The sequence below is a fragment of the Marinitoga sp. 1135 genome (assembly GCF_013363245.1).
Lineage (GTDB): Bacteria > Thermotogota > Thermotogae > Petrotogales > Petrotogaceae > Marinitoga > Marinitoga piezophila.
In genome coordinates, this window is sequence record NZ_LBEZ01000003.1 from 162,138 (window position 1) to 180,531 (window position 18,394).

Sequence of the window (18,394 nt, forward strand, 5' to 3'; positions counted from 1 at the left end):
GGAAATAATGAATAATCTTTATTTTTTCTAATTTTATTTATATATGGAGGTGTTTTATTATGAGAAAAAAATTAATTTTAATTGTAATTCTTTTTTCAACTATTTTTGCTACTGCGAATAATCTAATTTTATCTCCAGAAGGTAAGATTATACTAAAAAAAGAACTTGATAAATTAGACAATGTAATTTTAAAAGAATTGGATTATTTATGTAATAACATCTATAATGATATTACTTCTTATGAAGTTTATACTCCACAATTCGTAAACGATATAACAGACTTTGGGAGTAATATAAAATCCATTTGGTATAAATCTAAAGACAAAATTTTAAAAATTGCCAAAAAAAATCCGGAAAATTATAACTCTTACGTAAAAAAAATTTTTGAACATTATTATTTTGACAATACGAAATTAGAAGAAATAATAGAAAATCATATGAAAAAGTTCCTATATAATATAAATAAAGAATTTTATATATTTATGAATAATTTATATGTAAATCTAGAATATAAAGATAAAATAGTTCTTGAAAATAACGAAAAGTTTAAATTATTAGTAAAAACACTTGATATTTATAATATATTTGATAATGATAATATATTTTCAGATAATATTACAGTCAAAATATCTAAAATGCAAAATCTAATAGTTTCAAATACTATTGTAGATTTTACATATTCAGCAGGAGCAATAATTACCGTATTAAATTTATTAGGTTTATCTAATCCTATAACTTTTTCTATTCTTTCTATCACAACATACGTATGGGTTGGTAATGTAATAAAAAAAAGTAATGATGAAATGAGAAAAAATTTAATTAATGAAATAAATAAAAATATAGAAATATTTTCAAAAAATTTAATCAACAAATTAAAAAAGGAAATTTCAAAAAAATACTCAAAGAAAGTGAAAGACGTTGTTCTAGATTTTAATTTGGAGGAAGTTAAATGAAAAAATATATATTATTAATTATTACTTTCATATTTCTTTTTATCCAATTAACAGCAAGTCCTATAAGTGTTATAACAAAAATCGGAAATGAAATGATTGAAAAATTGCCGAATTTAGGTAAGTATGTTAATGAAATAGCTGTACTACGAGATGGAGTATATGTTCTTATAAACCCCAACGTTATTGTAAAAATAAGATTATCCATAAATTTAGTAAAGTTAGGAACAAAATATGCTACTAAAGCTTTAAAGATGATTCGAATTTATGGAAATGATGTTGCTTTAGTAATTTCCAAACACGGAAAAGAAGGAATAAATTTAGTTGAAAAATATGGCAATAATTTTATAAAAGCTTTTAACAAATACGGAGATGATATATACAAAGCTTTCAGCAAATACGGAGATGAAACTGTTAAATTAATTGAAAAATACGGAAATGATGTTGCTCCTATAATTTCTAAACATGGTGATGATGGCATTAAATTAGTTGAAAAATATGGCAATAATTTTATAAAAGCTTTTAACAAATACGGTGATGATATATACAAAGCTTTCAGCAAATACGGTGATGAAACCGTTAAATTAATTGAAAAATACGGAAATGATGTTGCTCCTATAATTTCCAAACATGGTGATGATGGCATTAAATTAGTTGAAAAGTATGGCGATAATTTTATAAAAGCTTTTAACAAATATGGTGATGATATATATAAAGCTTTCAGTAAATACGGTGATGATACTGTTAAATTAATTGAAAAATACGGAAATGATGTTGCTCCTATAATTTCCAAACATGGGGATGATGGCATTAAATTAATTGAAAAATACGGAGATAATTTTATAAAAGCTTTTAACAAATACGGTGATGATATATATAAAGCTTTCAGTAAATACGGAGATGAAACCGTTAAATTAATTGAAAAATACGGAAATGATGTTGCTCCTATAATTTCCAAACATGGTGATGATGGTATTAAATTAGTTGAAAAGTATGGTGATAATTTTATAAAAGCTTTTAACAAATACGGTGATGATATATACAAAGCTTTCAGTAAATACGGAGATGAAACTGTTAAATTAATTGAAAAATACGGAAATGATGTTACACCTATAATTTCTAAACATGGTGATGATGGTATTAAATTAGTTGAAAAGTATGGTGATAATTTTATAAAAGCTTTTAACAAATACGGTGATGATATATACAAAGCTTTCAGTAAATACGGAGATGAAACTGTTAAATTAATTGAAAAATACGGAAATGATGTTGCTCCTATAATTTCCAAACATGGTGATGATGGCATTAAATTAGTTGAAAAGTATGGCGATAATTTTATAAAAGCTTTTAACAAATACGGTGATGATATATACAAAGCTTTCAGTAAATACGGAGATGAAACCGTTAAATTAATTGAAAAATACGGAAATGATGTTGCTCCTATAATTTCCAAACATGGTGATGATGGCATTAAATTAGTTGAAAAGTATGGCGATAATTTTATAAAAGCTTTTAACAAATATGGTGATGATATATATAAAGCTTTCAGTAAATACGGAGATGAAACTGTTAAATTAATTGAAAAATACGGAAATGATGTTACACCTATAATTTCTAAATATGAAGAAGAAGGTATAAAATTAATAGAAAAATATAAAAATGATTTTATAAAAATTTTCAAAAAATATGGAAAAAATTCAGTCAAATTAATAGAAAAATATGGTAATGATTTTATAAATGGAATTAATAAATATGGTAATCTTGCGTATAACGCATTTAAAAAATATGGTAATGAAACAATAAATTTAATTAAAAAAAATGGAGATGATGTTGTACCAGTAATTTCCAGATATGGAAAAGATGGTATCAATTTAATTGATGATTACGGAAGATTTTTTTTGCAACAATTTAATAAATATAGTGATGATGCATTTATAGCGTTTGGATTATATGGTAACCAAACAATAAAATTACTGGAAAAATATAGCGATGAGGTTATACCAATTATTGCCAAATATGGTGATGAAGGTATTAAATTAACTATAAAATATGGAAATAAAAGTGTTAAAGTTTTAAAAAAGTACGGAGACAGAGTTATCAACTTAATTGAAAAATACGATGATGATGTTATAAAAGTAATATCCAAATATGACGAAGAAGGTTTAAAATTAACTTCTAAGTATGGAAGTTCTTTTTTAGAAATTATTAATAAATTTGGAGATGAAGGTTTTATAGCTTTTGAAAAATATGGCGATGATATTTTGAAAGTTACAAAAAAATATGGTGATTCTATTGTTCCTATTATTGCTAGATATGGTGATAAGGGAATTGAATTTGTTTCAAAAAATGGTAATAATGGTATAAAGTTTTTAATTTCATTAAATCCAAAATATAAAAATATAATATTAGATAATCTAGATGATGTATATAAAATATTTAATAAAAAAGGACTTTACTTTACTGTAAAAATGCTTGATTTGGCTGATAAAGGAAAGATAAATTTAAAAATTATTTCTAATATATTTTCAAAATACGGCGATGATGCATATAAAGTATTACAAAAATACGGTGATGATGCTGTTGAATTAATTACTAAAAACGGGGATGAAATAATTCCTGTAATTTCTAAATATGGTGATAACGGTATCAATTTAATTAAAAGATTTGGAAAAAATGTAGCTCCTATTGTAGAGAAATATGGTGATGATGGTATTAAAGCTATTAATAAATACGAAGGATTATTAATAAATGCTTATACTAAATACGGCGACGACGCATATAAAGTATTACAAAAATACGGGGATGATGCTGTTGAATTAATTACTAAAAACGGGGATGAAATAATTCCTGTAATTTCTAAATATGGTGATAACGGTATCAATTTAATTAAAAGATTTGGAAAAAATGTAGCTCCTATTGTAGAGAAATATGGTGATGATGGTATTAAAGCTATTAATAAATATGAAGGATTATTAATAAATGCTTATACTAAATACGGCGACGATGCATATAAAGTATTACAAAAATACGGTGATGATGCTGTTGAATTAATTACTAAAAACGGGGATGAAATAATTCCTGTAATTTCTAAATATGGTGATAACGGTATCAATTTAATTAAAAGATTTGGAAAAAATGTAGCTCCTATTGTAGAGAAATATGGTGATGATGGTATTAAAGCTATTAATAAATACGAAGGATTATTAATAAATGCTTATACTAAATACGGCGACGACGCATATAAAGTATTACAAAAATACGGGGATGACGCTGTTGAATTAATTACTAAAAATGGAGATGAAATAATTCCTGTAATTTCTAAATATGGTGATAACGGTATCAATTTAATTAAAAGATTTGGAAAAAATGTAGCTCCTATTGTGGAGAAATATGGCGATGATGGTATTAAAGCCATTAATAAATATGAAGGATTATTAATAAATACTTATACTAAATACGGCGACGACGCATATAAAGTATTACAAAAATACGGGGATGATGCTGTTGAATTAATTACTAAAAACGGGGATGAAATAATTCCTGTAATTTCTAAATATGGTGATAACGGTATCAATTTAATTAAAAGATTTGGAAAAAATGTAGCTCCTATTGTAGAGAAATATGGTGATGATGGTATTAAAGCTATTAATAAATACGAAGGATTATTAATAAATGCTTATACTAAATACGGTGATGATGCATATAAAGTATTACAAAAATACGGTGATGATGCTGTTGAATTAATTACTAAAAACGGGGATGAAATAATTCCTGTAATTTCTAAATATGGTGATAACGGTATCAATTTAATTAAAAGATTTGGGACTAAAGTGTTAGTTTTATCTTCTAAATATGGTGATGAAGCCATCAACAAAATTATAAAAAATTATAAAAAATTAGATATTATCCTGGATTATATAGAAAAACATCCAAAAACTTTTTTAGGGTTAGCCACTTTACCAGCAATATATAAAGTTTTATCAGAACCTGAGTTATTATCAGAAGCATTAGAACCAGTAAATAAAAGTATAGAAGTAGTAGGTAAAAATGTAATTAGTCCTATAACTAATAAATTTGTAATTCCATCTCTTTACGTTTTATTATCATTAGTAATTGTTTTAAGTTTAATAAAAGTTACAAAAAAACAGAAAAATAAAAGGGAGTGAAATTATGAAAAACTATGAAAAAAAACTTACAGAAAGAGAACTTCTTGATATTTACAGCATAATGTTTTCAGTTGCATATGCTGATGGAGAACTTGATAAAGAAGAATTAAAGGTTATTTTTGAATATATAAATACTGAAAATTTTTCTGAAAATGGAAAACAGGAAATAAAAAATTTTCTTGTTTCACCTCCAGATTTTTATGCAGTTTTAGAGAGAATGAAAAATTATAAAAAAGAAATACAATATACAGCTTATTTAAATGGAATTGATGTTGCTTATGCAAATGATATTATAACCTCTGATCAAGAAAACCTGTTCAAATATTTAAGAAAAGAATTAAATATTAATGATGAACAAGATAAAGAAATTAGAAATTTCGTTTTAAAGATGAAAAAAATACGTGAAAGAGGACTCAACGATGAATATGCAAAAGATACTATTAAAACAGCTATTTCCGGATTAAGCGCTGTAGGAGTTCCTATTACAGCTATTTATTTTAGTGGAAGTGTTGTAGGATTAAGTGCTGCTGGAATTACAAGTGGTCTTGCTGCGCTTGGATTAGGAGCTGGAATGGTTCCGGGAATAGGAACAGCAATATTATTAGGTGTAACCGTATTCATGATATTAGCTAAAATATTGGATATTGGAGATAAACGAAAAAAGGAAAAATTTCAAAAAGAGAGAGAAAGAAGAGCTGAACAAGTAATTAAAAATCTTCAAGAAACTATTAATGATTTAATTGAAAGAATTGAAATTTTAGAAAAAAAGGCAGATGATTCTGAAGCTAATAAAAAAGCTGTAGAACAATTAACAAAAAGAATTACATTATTAAAACAGATTATTGAAAATAAAAAAAGAGGGATTGAATATGCTGAATAATGAACAATTAAATGATTTAAAACCTATTTTTTCTATGCAATTCCATCTAATAAAACGAATTCAAAAAAATTTGGATATTATTGAAAAAAGTTTCGAAAATAATGAAGATATATCCTCACAAATTAATGAGTTAAATAAATTAATGGATTACATTGAAGATAATATCGATTTATTAGAATATGAGGACATAAAAGAATGGGATGAACAAAATATATATAATCTATATCTTGAAAAATCCAAACTTATAGACAAAGATCTGAAAAAAATTAAAAATTCTGATTGGAATTCTTTTGTAAAAGAATCCATTAATTATTGTACAAAAAATAATTTAGAACTCTTTTTACCTTATGAAACATTTTTAAACGAGAAAGATCTTGAAGATATGAAAAAGGAAAATTATAAAAATAAATATAAATGGGATCGATGGGATTATATATTTGTCGGAATCGCAGGAGTTCTTGCAGCATTGACAGATTTTCTTATAGTAAAAATACCGAAAGATTTAAAGGTTGGAATTTATCAAGGACAAAAAGGGAGTAACCTTACAAAAAAACTTCAAACTCTTAAGCTACCAGCAAATATGCAAAAATATTTTGAAAGTATAGCTAAAGTTCCATACGATAACACTGGTGGAAGCGATCATCGAATTAACACACCAGGGCACGATCCAATTTTAGGATTTATTTTTGGTGTATACGACATTATTAATAATACTTCAACAACCATTTCTAATGGAAAATTACATATAGAAAATTTTGAAAAACTTCAAAATGATGGTATTTTAAATGCTTTTATAAAACAAGTTTTACATCTTATATCTGATGTTTGTACTGAAAAAGGATTACCTGTACCTTTCGCGAGCGCTTTTAGAATTTTAGATATCGGGAATTTCAAAAGAGCTAATGGCAAGACAGCAACAATATCAGATATAGCTTTATGGATGTATCATTACGGATATGATTTAAGACATTTCGCAACAATGTCAATTACCCCTTTAACTATAAACCTGTTTTTAAGTGTATATTTTTTAATACGAAATTTCACTGAAGAAACGGATGAAAATATTAAATTAAATAAAAATCCTAAATTTAGATCTATGCTTTTAACTTCCCATTCAATTGCAGCTGCAGCTAATGCTGGAAAAGTTATGATATACCACGGTAATCCACTTGCAATAAACTATGCCGAATGGTTAGCCTTAATTAGATATTTAATACCTTCTATAAAGTACTGGATATTTGATAATCATAAATTTAAAATAGCTCATATGGAAAAAATTAATGATGAACTTTGGGATGAATTATTAATTAACAGTTACCAACTACTTGATAAAGCTTCTACTAGAGAAATGGAAATTATAGAATTAGGAAAAAAATAAAATGTTATTTTTATTAAACCCAAAAATAATAACTTTTACTAATTTAAAAGGAGTGTACTTATGCCAAATAATGATTTCAAAGACTTTGAAAATGAAGTAAATAGTTATGAAAATAAAGTTGAAATAGAGTCCGGTTCGTTTTATAAAAAATTAAGAAATAAAATTAAAAAATGGGCTGGGAAGAATAAAGATAATAAAATCCTTGAATATATATTGCTTGCGCCAGATTTATTTTATTTTTTTCTTACCGTTTTAAAAGATAAAGATGTATATGTTGACTATAAGCTAAAAATCACTGGATATCTTGCATATTTTATTTCTCCAATAGATATTATGCCTGAAATGGTTTTGGGACCAGCTGGATATTTAGATGATGTATTAATGGGATTATTATTCCTCAGAACTCTTTTAAAGGAATTGCCATATGAGTATGTAGAAGAAAAATGGCCGGGTGATAAAGAAGTTTTAAAAAATGTCTCGGTAATGATTGATAATATTCAAGCTATTATTGATAGTAAAATTTTTAGAAGTGTGATGTCATATTTTTCCAAAAATATAGAGAAGAAAAAATAAGACTTTTTGTATACTCTCCTTCAAAATAGAGGGAGAGTATTGTATATGGTAAAATAAATCGCCCCCTCTAAGGAAGAAAAAGCTTATGATGAGTAGTAAAATAGAAATATAACTCGTCGAAAGGAGAATGGGGGATGAAAACAATAATGGAAGCATATGAGATTATTACAATGTACAAGGGAATATAAGCAATAATAAAGAATGGATAAAAAAAACAGCAATATTCGGAAATAAGAAATTTATAAATAAACTAAATATAAAAGAAAAATAAAAGAAAGATATTTGCAAAAATAACAAAACTATAAAATACGCATAAATAAACTAAAACATATCTATGAGGTTCGCAGAGGTTTATGATTTTGTAATACTTTTCAAAAACCACTTGACAAAAGGATTTTAGAATGTTATAATAAAAATAGTTCGTATACGGACCTAAATCCAAAAACACAAAATCTCTGAAAGCAGCTTAAACAAAAGAAAACTGAAAAACAGGTACGAATATAGATGAAAAGCGGATTACAGAGATTTTATTCGAAAAAATGCTGAAAATTTCAAAATTAAAAAACAGGTTCGAAAAATCACCTTCTAAAAAACGCTAATAATAACCACTCTAGAAACCAGCTATCCGAATATAACTGCTCTCTGAAAGAGATAGAAACCTTTTGTTAAAAACACTATTCTTGATAACCATCTAATCCGAATATAACTGCTCTCTGAAAGAGATAGAAACTCTGTTTTTTACTAAAGTCTCTAAATTCTTTTTGTTAATCATCCGAATATAACTGCTCTCTGAAAGAGATAGAAACGAAACATTATGTTTCCTGTTCCATTGAACATCAAGTTAAAATCCGAATATAACTGCTCTCTGAAAGAGATAGAAACTATATCTTCTTCTATCATTTTGTTTATTGTGTTTATTTATCCGAATATAACTGCTCTCTGAAAGAGATAGAAACGGCAGGCTCTTCAGGCAAAAGCCTGCCTTGCTTATTTTTTATCCGAATATAACTGCTCTCTGAAAGAGATAGAAACCCTTAAAGACTGGAGTTTTGATATAAATACTATATTCTTTATCCGAATATAACTGCTCTCTGAAAGAGATAGAAACTGTAAATTTTTTCGGGTGTTGTTATCGTGGTGGATATGGGTATCCGAATATAACTGCTCTCTGAAAGAGATAGAAACAATTCTGGGATCATTTTAAATTCATATGTATTTATATCTTCATCCGAATATAACTGCTCTCTGAAAGAGATAGAAACCACGATGGATACATAAATATAATCATCATCCACAAAATCAAATCCGAATATAACTGCTCTCTGAAAGAGATAGAAACCCATTTAAGCGGTCTCGAACCTTGAAGTAGTTCTCAAGCGATCCGAATATAACTGCTCTCTGAAAGAGATAGAAACTACTCCCAATCGTACCCAATAAATATTTTCCCATCAGTGATCCGAATATAACTGCTCTCTGAAAGAGATAGAAACCGGTTCGAGACCGTCTAAGCGGTCTCGAACCTTGAAATAAATCCGAATATAACTGCTCTCTGAAAGAGATAGAAACTGTATTTGTTGGTGTATTGCCGGTCAAAATTCTTTTTTCAATCCGAATATAACTGCTCTCTGAAAGAGATAGAAACTATTTATAATTCTTATATACTGCATTGAATATAACTTATAATATCCGAATATAACTGCTCTCTGAAAGAGATAGAAACCTGATTTGAAACTTTTTATCAAAACTTCCATCGTAGAGGCTATCCGAATATAACTGCTCTCTGAAAGAGATAGAAACTTTCACTTTCATCACTCCCTTCATTTGCTGTTTATGTCATAATCCGAATATAACTGCTCTCTGAAAGAGATAGAAACTTATAATATCCACTTGTAATTTCAATATAATTACATTTTACATCCGAATATAACTGCTCTCTGAAAGAGATAGAAACTTTCTATTGTTTCATATGTTCCTTCTTCTAATTCGTTTATATCCGAATATAACTGCTCTCTGAAAGAGATAGAAACTATTAGTATTCAAATATCATTTCCGCCATATATGGTTATGACAAGAAATCCGAATATAACTGCTCTCTGAAAGAGATAGAAACATTGATTTTTAATTGTAATATGTAGAACAATCTTTATTCTGATCCGAATATAACTGCTCTCTGAAAGAGATAGAAACTCTTCGATGACGGGTGGATATTCTATCCCGTCATCTTCTTCATCCGAATATAACTGCTCTCTGAAAGAGATAGAAACTTTCAGCTATAAAAGTAAGATATTTTTCAATTCCTGAATCATCCGAATATAACTGCTCTCTGAAAGAGATAGAAACATGTCAAAGATGTAAGCTTTCACATTTATTGCACCTCCTTATCCGAATATAACTGCTCTCTGAAAGAGATAGAAACACTATGAGAGCCAAGGAGTCTTGGAGGTAATGCTTTGACCCATCCGAATATAACTGCTCTCTGAAAGAGATAGAAACTCCTGTCGAGCATAGGCTAAAAACTCCTCCCTATTGGCTTCTATCCGAATATAACTGCTCTCTGAAAGAGATAGAAACCCTATAAATCAACATTTAATAAATAACCTCCTTTATCATTTATCCGAATATAACTGCTCTCTGAAAGAGATAGAAACTGTTTTTCTAATTCATCTCTTACATCTAATGCTCTGTTAGGATCCGAATATAACTGCTCTCTGAAAGAGATAGAAACAGGCTCTTAAGACAGAAACCTGCCTTTGGAATTTTTTGCATATCCGAATATAACTGCTCTCTGAAAGAGATAGAAACCATATTAATTACCTCCTTAGTATTTTTTTTTTAATTCAATAATCCGAATATAACTGCTCTCTGAAAGAGATAGAAACGCTGCTTTTGTTTTTGCATTACATATCAGATCTGGTATTCTATCCGAATATAACTGCTCTCTGAAAGAGATAGAAACACAAATTCTAAATAATCATAGTATGATTCCATACCAAGAAGATCCGAATATAACTGCTCTCTGAAAGAGATAGAAACAAAATAATCAAATGCTCCTTCTGCAATCAAAAAATATTCTTATCCGAATATCACTACTCTCTGAAAGAGATAGAAACCAAGTTCGTCTGCTTCTGGTGATAAATCGATTCTGTCTATAATCCGAATATCACTACTCTCTGAAAGAGATAGAAACTTGTTACTGCACCGACGTCCATGCCTGCAACATTCCCCGAATCCGAATATCACTACTCTCTGAAAGAGATAGAAACTTCATTTCCTCGATTTTTTCTTCCTTCATTGATTCAGGTATTCCGAATATAACTGCTCTCTGAAAGAGATAGAAACGAAACTATGATTGTTTGAAAACATAGTGTTTAAACTTTTCATCATCTAATTTACAACCACTCTCTAAAAGAGACAAAAAACTCCTGCATTTTTCAATGCAGGAGTTTTTGTGTATGGTATAATAACACCATGGGGGTGAAAAAATGAAGGAATTAAAAAGTCTTCCTCTGGGAGAAAGCAACTTTAAAACCATAATGGAAAACAATATGTATTTCATAGATAAAAGTATGCTCATAAAGGATATATTATCAGCTGGAAGAGTAATATTAATCACTCGACCAAGGAGATTTGGAAAAACATTAAATATGAGCATGTTAGAACATTTCTTTTCAATGAAAAAAAACAGTGAGAGTTTATTTAAAGATTTAAAAATCTGGAATGAAAAGGAAATATTAGAAAAGTATTTAAATAAATATCCTGTTATATTTATTAGTTTTCAGGGATCAGGTCGAAATTTGCAATTATCCTCCTAAAATTCGTAAAACTAATTATTTATATTATATTAAATTATCAGTGTCGAGAATAAATTTTATTATGATATAATTCAATTGATAATCTAGAGCGTCTGAAATAAAGGTGGGAAATTATGCAACAAATTTTTGAGCAAATATCGAAAACTCCTATTTTTAAATCATTAAAAATAACTGAAATAGAAGAGTTAATTTCTTCAGAAAAGATGATTATAAAATCTTATAAAAAGGATGAAATTATTAGATTTCGTGGAGAAAAGGTTAATGAAGTAATGATTTTGTTATCAGGACAGGTTAAGGCTGAAATGTCTGATACTCAGGGAAAGATCATAGAAATAGAAGAAATAAAGGCTCCAAACCTTCTTGCTGTTGGAGCCACATTTTCTAAAAATTCTATAATTCCTGTTGATATAATTGCAATTGAGAAATCTACAGTAGCATTTATAAATAAAGATGAAGTTTTAAATTTATGTATGCATAATAAAGACTTTCTGCAGGAATTGATCGAATATCTGGGTACAAAATTTGTTTTTATTTCACAAAGATTATGGTTTATCACTCTTAACAATATTAAAGATAAAATCTTATTTCATATAAAAGGAAAATTAAAAGATTCTTCTGATGATTATGTAATACTCGAATATTCTGTTGAGCAATTATCTCATTTATTTGGCGTTACAAGACCATCTCTTTCAAGAGCGTTTTCTAAACTCGAAGAGGAAGGTATTATAAAAAAGGAAGGAAATAAAATTTATATTTTGAATAAAAATATCTTTAAAGATATTTAATCTCTTTTTTTAGTTGAATTCCTTATTATTAATTCAGTTTTCAGAACTATACCTTTGAATACCGGTCCATCTGAATTAATTATTTGAATAATAAGATTAGCTGCTGTATATCCCATTTTATATATTGGCTGTCTTACTGTAGTTAAAGATGGTTTATAATGTCTGCTAAATGGAATGTCATTAAATCCTGTAATGCTAACATCATCAGGTATTTTCACACCTCTTTCATCAAGGGCATCCATTAATCCATAAGCTATAAGATCATTACCACCCATTATAACATCTGGAAGTTTTTTTAAATCTATTTCTTTTCCATACTGATACCCTGCATCATATGAAAAACAGGAATATATATGTTTATATGATTTAATATTATTTTTCTCCATAAATTCAGCAAAAGCTTCGTAACGCACCTGAGCGCTAAATGTATTTTCATTACCATTTACAAAATGAAAACTTCTATGATTTGTATCGTATAAATATTGGAGCAAATCATGCATTCCCTGTTTATTATCACTTACTACATAAGAAACATCTATCCCTTTTAATATTCTGTCGAGATATACAACTTTTATCCCACGTTCTTTTAAATGCTTTAAATAAGGATTGGTAAGACCACTACCTATAAAAATAACTCCATCTATATGATTTGATTCAAATGTTTCTATGATTTTTGTTTCTTGTTCTAAATCCTGACCGGAATTACTTAATAGCAATGTATAATCTTCTTTTTTTAAATAATCTTCTATGCCTTTAACTATATGCGGAAAATAAGGGTCTGTAATATCTGGAATAACAAGTCCTATTGTTTTCGCTTTCCCTTTTCTAAGACTTCTTGCAACTATACTGGGTTTATATTCTAATTTTTTTATTGCCTCTTCTACTTTTTTTCTCAATTCTTCTTTTACAGGAGCACTTTTGTTTATTACTCTTGAAACTGTTGAGATCGAGACTCCAGCTTCCTTTGCTACATCTTTGATATTTATTCTTTTCATATTGAATCCCTTCCCATTGTTTTATTTGTAGTTTCGAAAACGTTTTCGTAATTATAGGATATCACAAATTTAAAATAAAGTGAAATTCAATATTTCATAATGTTTATAGGATATAATTAAATATGAGCAAAAATTTCTTTTAAGCTATTGTATGCATAATATTAATACTGTTTATTTATCAATTTCAAAAAAATCTAAAACCATATCTAAAGATTTTACATTATTCATCTTATAATTATCCGATTTTCCAACTGCTTTTGTTATGACTGTGATTTTACCAGATTTTACTTTTAAAAGAACATATTCAAGATATCCATAATGTAGTTTTTTAGTATAAGGATTTAAAATTTTTTTATGCCCTGGATCAAACGGTGCGCCGCCGCCACCAGTGGTGATATATGTAATACCATTTAATTCAAATCGTTCATATGCATGAACATGTCCATTAAAAACAAGTTTAACGTTATATTTTTCAAATATTGGACGCCATTTTTTTTCAAGTATTTTATTATCTCTTCTCCATGCATAAATTGAATTGTTCCAAAACGGATAATGGAAAATTATTATATTTATATAGTTCTTATTGTTTTTCAAAGTTTGTTCAAGCCATATTGTTTCCTGTTTAAATAGTTCTGAATTATTGATAATAATTGAGTCAAGAAGAATAAAATTTAAATTTCCATATTTAAATGAATACCATTGTTTGTTTTGAAATCCTCCGCCCTCTGGTAATATAAACGCAGCATAATAATATTTTGAATTTTTTTCATGATTACCAGGAATAGGGAAATATGGAATGTTTAGTCCTTTTATTGTATTGAAAAAATTGGTCCAATAATTGATATTTTCTCCGTTTTCAACCATATCTCCAACATTAATTACAAAATCTGGTTTTTCTTCTATTATTTTATCTACTATCATTCTATGAAGTTTATCATAATATCTGGTGTCTCCATATACAACAAATGTAAAATCCTTTTTTAACGGATTAAATTCGTTGAATGTATTTTTGTATATAACTTTTGAATTTTGTTTTATAATATATTCAAAATTTTCATTAACATAATCAATATTTATTGGCATATGATAAAGTTCATTTTCCTGTAATTTAATAGAATATACTTCGTTTAGATTTTTATCTATAATATGAATGGAAAGTCCTTTAATTATTCCATTTGTTTTGAAATTTAAAAATAAATCTTTACCATTATATGTAATGTATGGTGGCCATAAAAATAGTGATTTTGAAAAGAGATATAAAGCTGAAAATAATAATATGAATAATAGAATATATTTTTTCATTCTTTCACCTCAAATATACAATTATTTGGTTTATAACTTTTTTTCAGGAGGACATTATGAGAAAAATACATTTATATATAATAATATTTGCTATATTGTGGGTTTTTCCAGTATCCATCTTAATGATTAACTACTTTGATTTTCATACTTTTTTAAATGTATTTTTTAGAGCAAGAACATTAAGGATACTAAAAAACACTGTTTATCAAGCCTCATTATCAACTGTATTTTCATTTATTATCTCGATATTACCTGCAATATATGTTGCTAATAATAAAAATACATTAAGTAAAATCCTTGAAAATTCATTTTTTATTCCATTTTTCTTTCCACCAATCTCAACGATAATTTCATTTTCGATTTTATATGGAAATAATGGAATTATAAATAAAATTTTTGATTTGAATATATTATACACCTTAACAGCTATTATAATAGCTCATTCGTTTTATAATTCTCCAATATTTGTAAAATACATTTCAGACGCATTAAGGAATATACCTAAAAATTATATTGAAAATGCAATAATAGACGGTGCTTCCAAAAAGGATATAATAAGATTTATAAAGGTTCCGCTTATTATCCCTTCTGTTTTAAAAGGTGGATTTCTTGTTTTTATGTATTCATTTGTTAGTTTTGCAATTGTTCTTTCACTTGGTGGAATAAAATATTCCACATTTGAGGTTGCGATTTTCACTACTTTAAGAAGTTCTTTGAATTTTTCAAAAGCTTTGTCTTACGCATTGATTCAATTTTTAATTCTAATTATTCTTAATTTTATAATTTCACTTCCAAAGATCCATGAAATTCCATCAGAAGAGCTATATGTTTCTAAAACTTCTATGATAACCTTTTTTATTTCTATATTTTATGTATTATTTGAATATAGTATTGTATTTGTGGGAATTTTTTCAGGATTTTATGATTTTATAAATAATAGATTTACAATAAAAGGATTATATAATCTGTTTTCTAAAAGTTTGAACAAATATTATCCTGTCATAAAAAGTATTTATAATACAACACTTATCGCGTTAATAGTAGGAATAATTTCTATTTTTTTATCTTATATCATTTTAAGGAATATTAAGAATCATAAAGATATGAGATTTGCAAATATTTTTATTATCTCTTCTCTGGGAGTGTCTTCAACATTTATTGCTATGAGTTTGCTTATTCTAAATATTGAATTTTCAATTCCTTATGCTATTTTATTGATTATTGGATATCTTGTAATTTCAATACCTCTTGGATACACATTTTTACAACAAAGCGTTTTATCCTTTGATAACTCAATTATTGAAGCTGCTAAAATTGACGGAGCAAATAAATTCCAAACATTTCTTTTTATTGAAATGCCTATACTAAAAAATTCCCTGATAAGTTCTTTTTTACAGATATTTGCCATAGTTTTTGGTGAATTTACAATTTCTTATACAATGCAAGTTTCAAATTATTTCCCCATAGTATCCAATATTAATTACACTCTATCAAACGCACGATATTATCTGGAAAGTCAGGCAATGTCCTCAATAACTGTAATAATAATATTTTTAATATTCTATATTTCCACATCTTTATTAAAAGAAGAAGTTTAAAGGTATTCAAGAATATATAAAAATATGATATAATAGCAAAAAAGGGTATAAGGAGTGTGCATATGGAAATATTATCTTTTAAAGAAAAGGTTTTAGAAAAATTAAAAGAGGTTGAAGAGAAACTCGCAGATCCTGAGGTAACCTCTAACCTCGATTTATTACAATCTCTTGGAAAAGAGCATAACAGACTTTCAACATTAAAGGAATTATTTGAAAAATATGAAAGTGTTAATGAGGATATAAAAGCGCTTGAAGAATTAAAACACGCTGAAGAGATAGATGAAGAAGAATATAATTCCATGGTTGAAGAAGCTGAAAAAAACCTCAAAAACTATTATCTTGAAATTTTAAGCCTTTTAATACCTGGAAATGAAATAAATGAAAGAAATATAATTATGGAAATCCGTGCTGGTACAGGCGGAGAAGAAGCTGCATTATTTGCTTCCGATTTAATGAGAATGTATTTAAGATATGCGGAAAATAAGGGTTGGAAACATGAAATAATGGAATTAAGCGATACAGGTATTGGCGGAACAAAAAACGCAGTTATAAAAATAAAAGGTAAAGGTGTTTTTGGTAGATTGAAATATGAAAGTGGTGTTCATAGGGTTCAAAGAGTTCCTGTTACAGAATCAGGAGGAAGAATACATACTTCAACAGCAACTGTTGCAGTATTGCCTGAAGCAACAGATGTTGATGTTAAAATAGAGGATAAAGATTTAAGGATTGATACCTATAGAGCGGGAGGTGCTGGTGGACAACACGTCAATAAAACAGAGTCTGCCGTGAGAATTGTCCACTTACCGACAGGGATTGTTGTTACATGTCAAAATGAAAGATCACAACATCAAAATAAAGAAGCTGCTATGAGTATTTTAAGGGCAAAGTTGTATGAAGAAGCATTAAGAAAACAACATGAAGAATTAACCTCTCAAAGAAGATCGCAAATTGGAACCGGGGAAAGAAGTGAAAAAATTAGAACATATAATTTCCCTCAGAATAGAGTTACAGATCATAGAATAGGTTATACATCATATAGATTAGGATTTATACTCGACGGGGATTTAGATGAAATAATCGATAAATTAATGGAATGGGATTTAACAGAAAAATTGGAAAATCTGGAAATCTAAGGGGGATGAGAGTATGAAGTTTTATATTGATGTTGCTTATAAACTGTCCTGGATTTTGACATTTATAATTGGATTCTCTGGTGTTAGCACATCATCTGGGGTTACAGGATTTTTCTTATTCTTTTTTACTTTAACTACTTTAATATTATTGACAGGAACATATTTATTTTCAAGAACAAAAGATGGATTACATACAATAATACATTATTTTAGTATGATAGTAATTGCTTCTGCGTATATGATTTCTATGTCATTAATAAAATTAAATGTATATACTTTTACTGTATATTATATGCTCTATAATGTTTTATACGCATTTATATTAAATAATTACTTTAAGTATTTTGAGGAAAAAGACCATTTGAAGGATTTATTAAAAACTCTAAATTTAAGCTATTTCGATTATTTTGATGGTCATCAAATGAGATTAAAACTCTTTAATAATAAAAAGAGTGTAACACCAAAGAATTTTTCTGCTGTTGGTCCATACTCTCATGCAATATTAAAAGATGATGAGTTATTTATATCAGGTCAATTGCCTATTAATTATGAAACTGGTGAAATACCTGAAAGTTTTGTTGAACAGACAAAACAAGTTATGGAGAATATTAAAACTATCTTGAAATCTTCCGGTTTTTCATTAAAAGATGTTGTTCAGGTGCAGGTTTTTCTTACTGATATGTCTAAGTTTAATGAATTTAATGTTGTATATGAAAATTACTTTAAAAAAATTTATCCTGCAAGATTTGTTATAGAAGTTTCTAAATTACCAAAAGATGCAATGGTTGAAATTGCATGTATTGCTAAAAAGTAATAAATAAT

The 18,394-nt window shown here is 27.4% G+C and carries 12 protein-coding genes and 1 CRISPR repeat array; of the genes, 10 read left to right on the forward strand and 2 right to left on the reverse strand.

Going from position 1 to position 18,394, the window contains the following annotated elements:
- The first annotated feature begins 59 nt into the window (after positions 1–59).
- From XO10_RS02190 to XO10_RS02220, 7 genes are all read left to right on the forward strand, one after another.
- On the forward strand, positions 60–953 hold the full coding sequence (locus XO10_RS02190; RefSeq protein ID WP_175421074.1) for a hypothetical protein: 894 nt from the start codon (positions 60–62) through the stop codon (positions 951–953).
- The gene (locus XO10_RS02195; protein ID WP_175421075.1) at positions 950–5,116 is read left to right on the forward strand and encodes a hypothetical protein; all 4,167 of its coding nucleotides are present in this window, start codon (positions 950–952) and stop codon (positions 5,114–5,116) included. The genes XO10_RS02190 and XO10_RS02195 overlap by 4 nt, the downstream gene beginning before the upstream one ends.
- Before the next feature lie 4 nt (positions 5,117–5,120).
- Positions 5,121–5,996 carry a TerB family tellurite resistance protein gene (locus XO10_RS02200; protein ID WP_175421076.1) on the forward strand — a complete coding sequence of 292 codons (876 nt, stop codon included), beginning with the start codon at positions 5,121–5,123 and terminating at the stop codon, positions 5,994–5,996.
- The gene (locus XO10_RS02205) at positions 5,986–7,374 is read left to right on the forward strand and encodes a hypothetical protein (protein ID WP_175421077.1); all 1,389 of its coding nucleotides are present in this window, start codon (positions 5,986–5,988) and stop codon (positions 7,372–7,374) included. Before XO10_RS02200 ends, XO10_RS02205 begins: the two co-directional genes overlap by 11 nt.
- Positions 7,375–7,434: 60 nt before the next feature.
- A complete protein-coding gene (locus tag XO10_RS02210; RefSeq protein WP_175421078.1) occupies positions 7,435–7,947 on the forward strand; it encodes a YkvA family protein in 513 nt (170 codons plus the stop codon).
- Positions 7,948–8,570: 623 nt separating this feature from the next.
- Positions 8,571–11,286: direct repeats of the CRISPR family, unit length 36 nt; unit sequence ATCCGAATATAACTGCTCTCTGAAAGAGATAGAAAC.
- Positions 11,287–11,429: 143 nt separating this feature from the next.
- Positions 11,430–11,759, forward strand: coding sequence for an AAA family ATPase (locus tag XO10_RS02215; RefSeq protein ID WP_175421079.1), 330 nt, complete (start codon positions 11,430–11,432; stop codon positions 11,757–11,759).
- A gap of 113 nt (positions 11,760–11,872) precedes the next feature.
- Positions 11,873–12,544 (forward strand): Crp/Fnr family transcriptional regulator, encoded by a 672-nt coding sequence (locus XO10_RS02220; RefSeq protein ID WP_175418099.1) that lies wholly within the window; start codon positions 11,873–11,875, stop codon positions 12,542–12,544.
- On the opposite strand, the gene XO10_RS02225 is transcribed toward XO10_RS02220, so the two are convergent.
- Complete coding sequence (locus XO10_RS02225; protein ID WP_075780278.1) at positions 12,541–13,539, reverse strand: LacI family DNA-binding transcriptional regulator; 999 nt, start codon at positions 13,537–13,539, stop codon at positions 12,541–12,543. The two genes, XO10_RS02220 and XO10_RS02225, sit on opposite strands and share 4 nt — an antisense overlap.
- 171 nt (positions 13,540–13,710) lie before the next feature.
- Entirely contained in the window at positions 13,711–14,841 is a 1,131-nt protein-coding gene (locus tag XO10_RS02230; RefSeq protein ID WP_175421080.1) for a metallophosphoesterase, read from the reverse strand.
- A 56-nt stretch (positions 14,842–14,897) separates the two neighbouring features.
- On the opposite strand from XO10_RS02230, the gene XO10_RS02235 reads away from it, so the two are divergent.
- From XO10_RS02235 to XO10_RS10490, 3 genes are all read left to right on the forward strand, one after another.
- Entirely contained in the window at positions 14,898–16,439 is a 1,542-nt protein-coding gene (locus XO10_RS02235) for an iron ABC transporter permease (RefSeq protein WP_175421081.1), read from the forward strand.
- Between the two features lie 68 nt (positions 16,440–16,507).
- A complete protein-coding gene (prfA, locus tag XO10_RS02240; RefSeq protein ID WP_175418169.1) occupies positions 16,508–17,572 on the forward strand; it encodes a peptide chain release factor 1 in 1,065 nt (354 codons plus the stop codon).
- A 13-nt stretch (positions 17,573–17,585) separates the two neighbouring features.
- Positions 17,586–18,386 carry a RidA family protein gene (locus XO10_RS10490; RefSeq protein ID WP_014295944.1) on the forward strand — a complete coding sequence of 267 codons (801 nt, stop codon included), beginning with the start codon at positions 17,586–17,588 and terminating at the stop codon, positions 18,384–18,386.
- The last annotated feature ends 8 nt before the right edge of the window (positions 18,387–18,394 follow it).

Coding starts and splice junctions, on each gene's coding strand:
- XO10_RS02190 (WP_175421074.1), top strand. CDS start 60: ATGAGAAAAAAATTAATTTTAATTGTAATTCTTTTTTCAACTATTTTT.
- XO10_RS02195 (WP_175421075.1), top strand. CDS start 950: ATGAAAAAATATATATTATTAATTATTACTTTCATATTTCTTTTTATC.
- XO10_RS02200 (WP_175421076.1), top strand. CDS start 5,121: ATGAAAAACTATGAAAAAAAACTTACAGAAAGAGAACTTCTTGATATT.
- XO10_RS02205 (WP_175421077.1), top strand. CDS start 5,986: ATGCTGAATAATGAACAATTAAATGATTTAAAACCTATTTTTTCTATG.
- XO10_RS02210 (WP_175421078.1), top strand. CDS start 7,435: ATGCCAAATAATGATTTCAAAGACTTTGAAAATGAAGTAAATAGTTAT.
- XO10_RS02215 (WP_175421079.1), top strand. CDS start 11,430: ATGAAGGAATTAAAAAGTCTTCCTCTGGGAGAAAGCAACTTTAAAACC.
- XO10_RS02220 (WP_175418099.1), top strand. CDS start 11,873: ATGCAACAAATTTTTGAGCAAATATCGAAAACTCCTATTTTTAAATCA.
- XO10_RS02225 (WP_075780278.1), bottom strand. CDS start 13,539: ATGAAAAGAATAAATATCAAAGATGTAGCAAAGGAAGCTGGAGTCTCG.
- XO10_RS02230 (WP_175421080.1), bottom strand. CDS start 14,841: ATGAAAAAATATATTCTATTATTCATATTATTATTTTCAGCTTTATAT.
- XO10_RS02235 (WP_175421081.1), top strand. CDS start 14,898: ATGAGAAAAATACATTTATATATAATAATATTTGCTATATTGTGGGTT.
- XO10_RS10490 (WP_014295944.1), top strand. CDS start 17,586: ATGAAGTTTTATATTGATGTTGCTTATAAACTGTCCTGGATTTTGACA.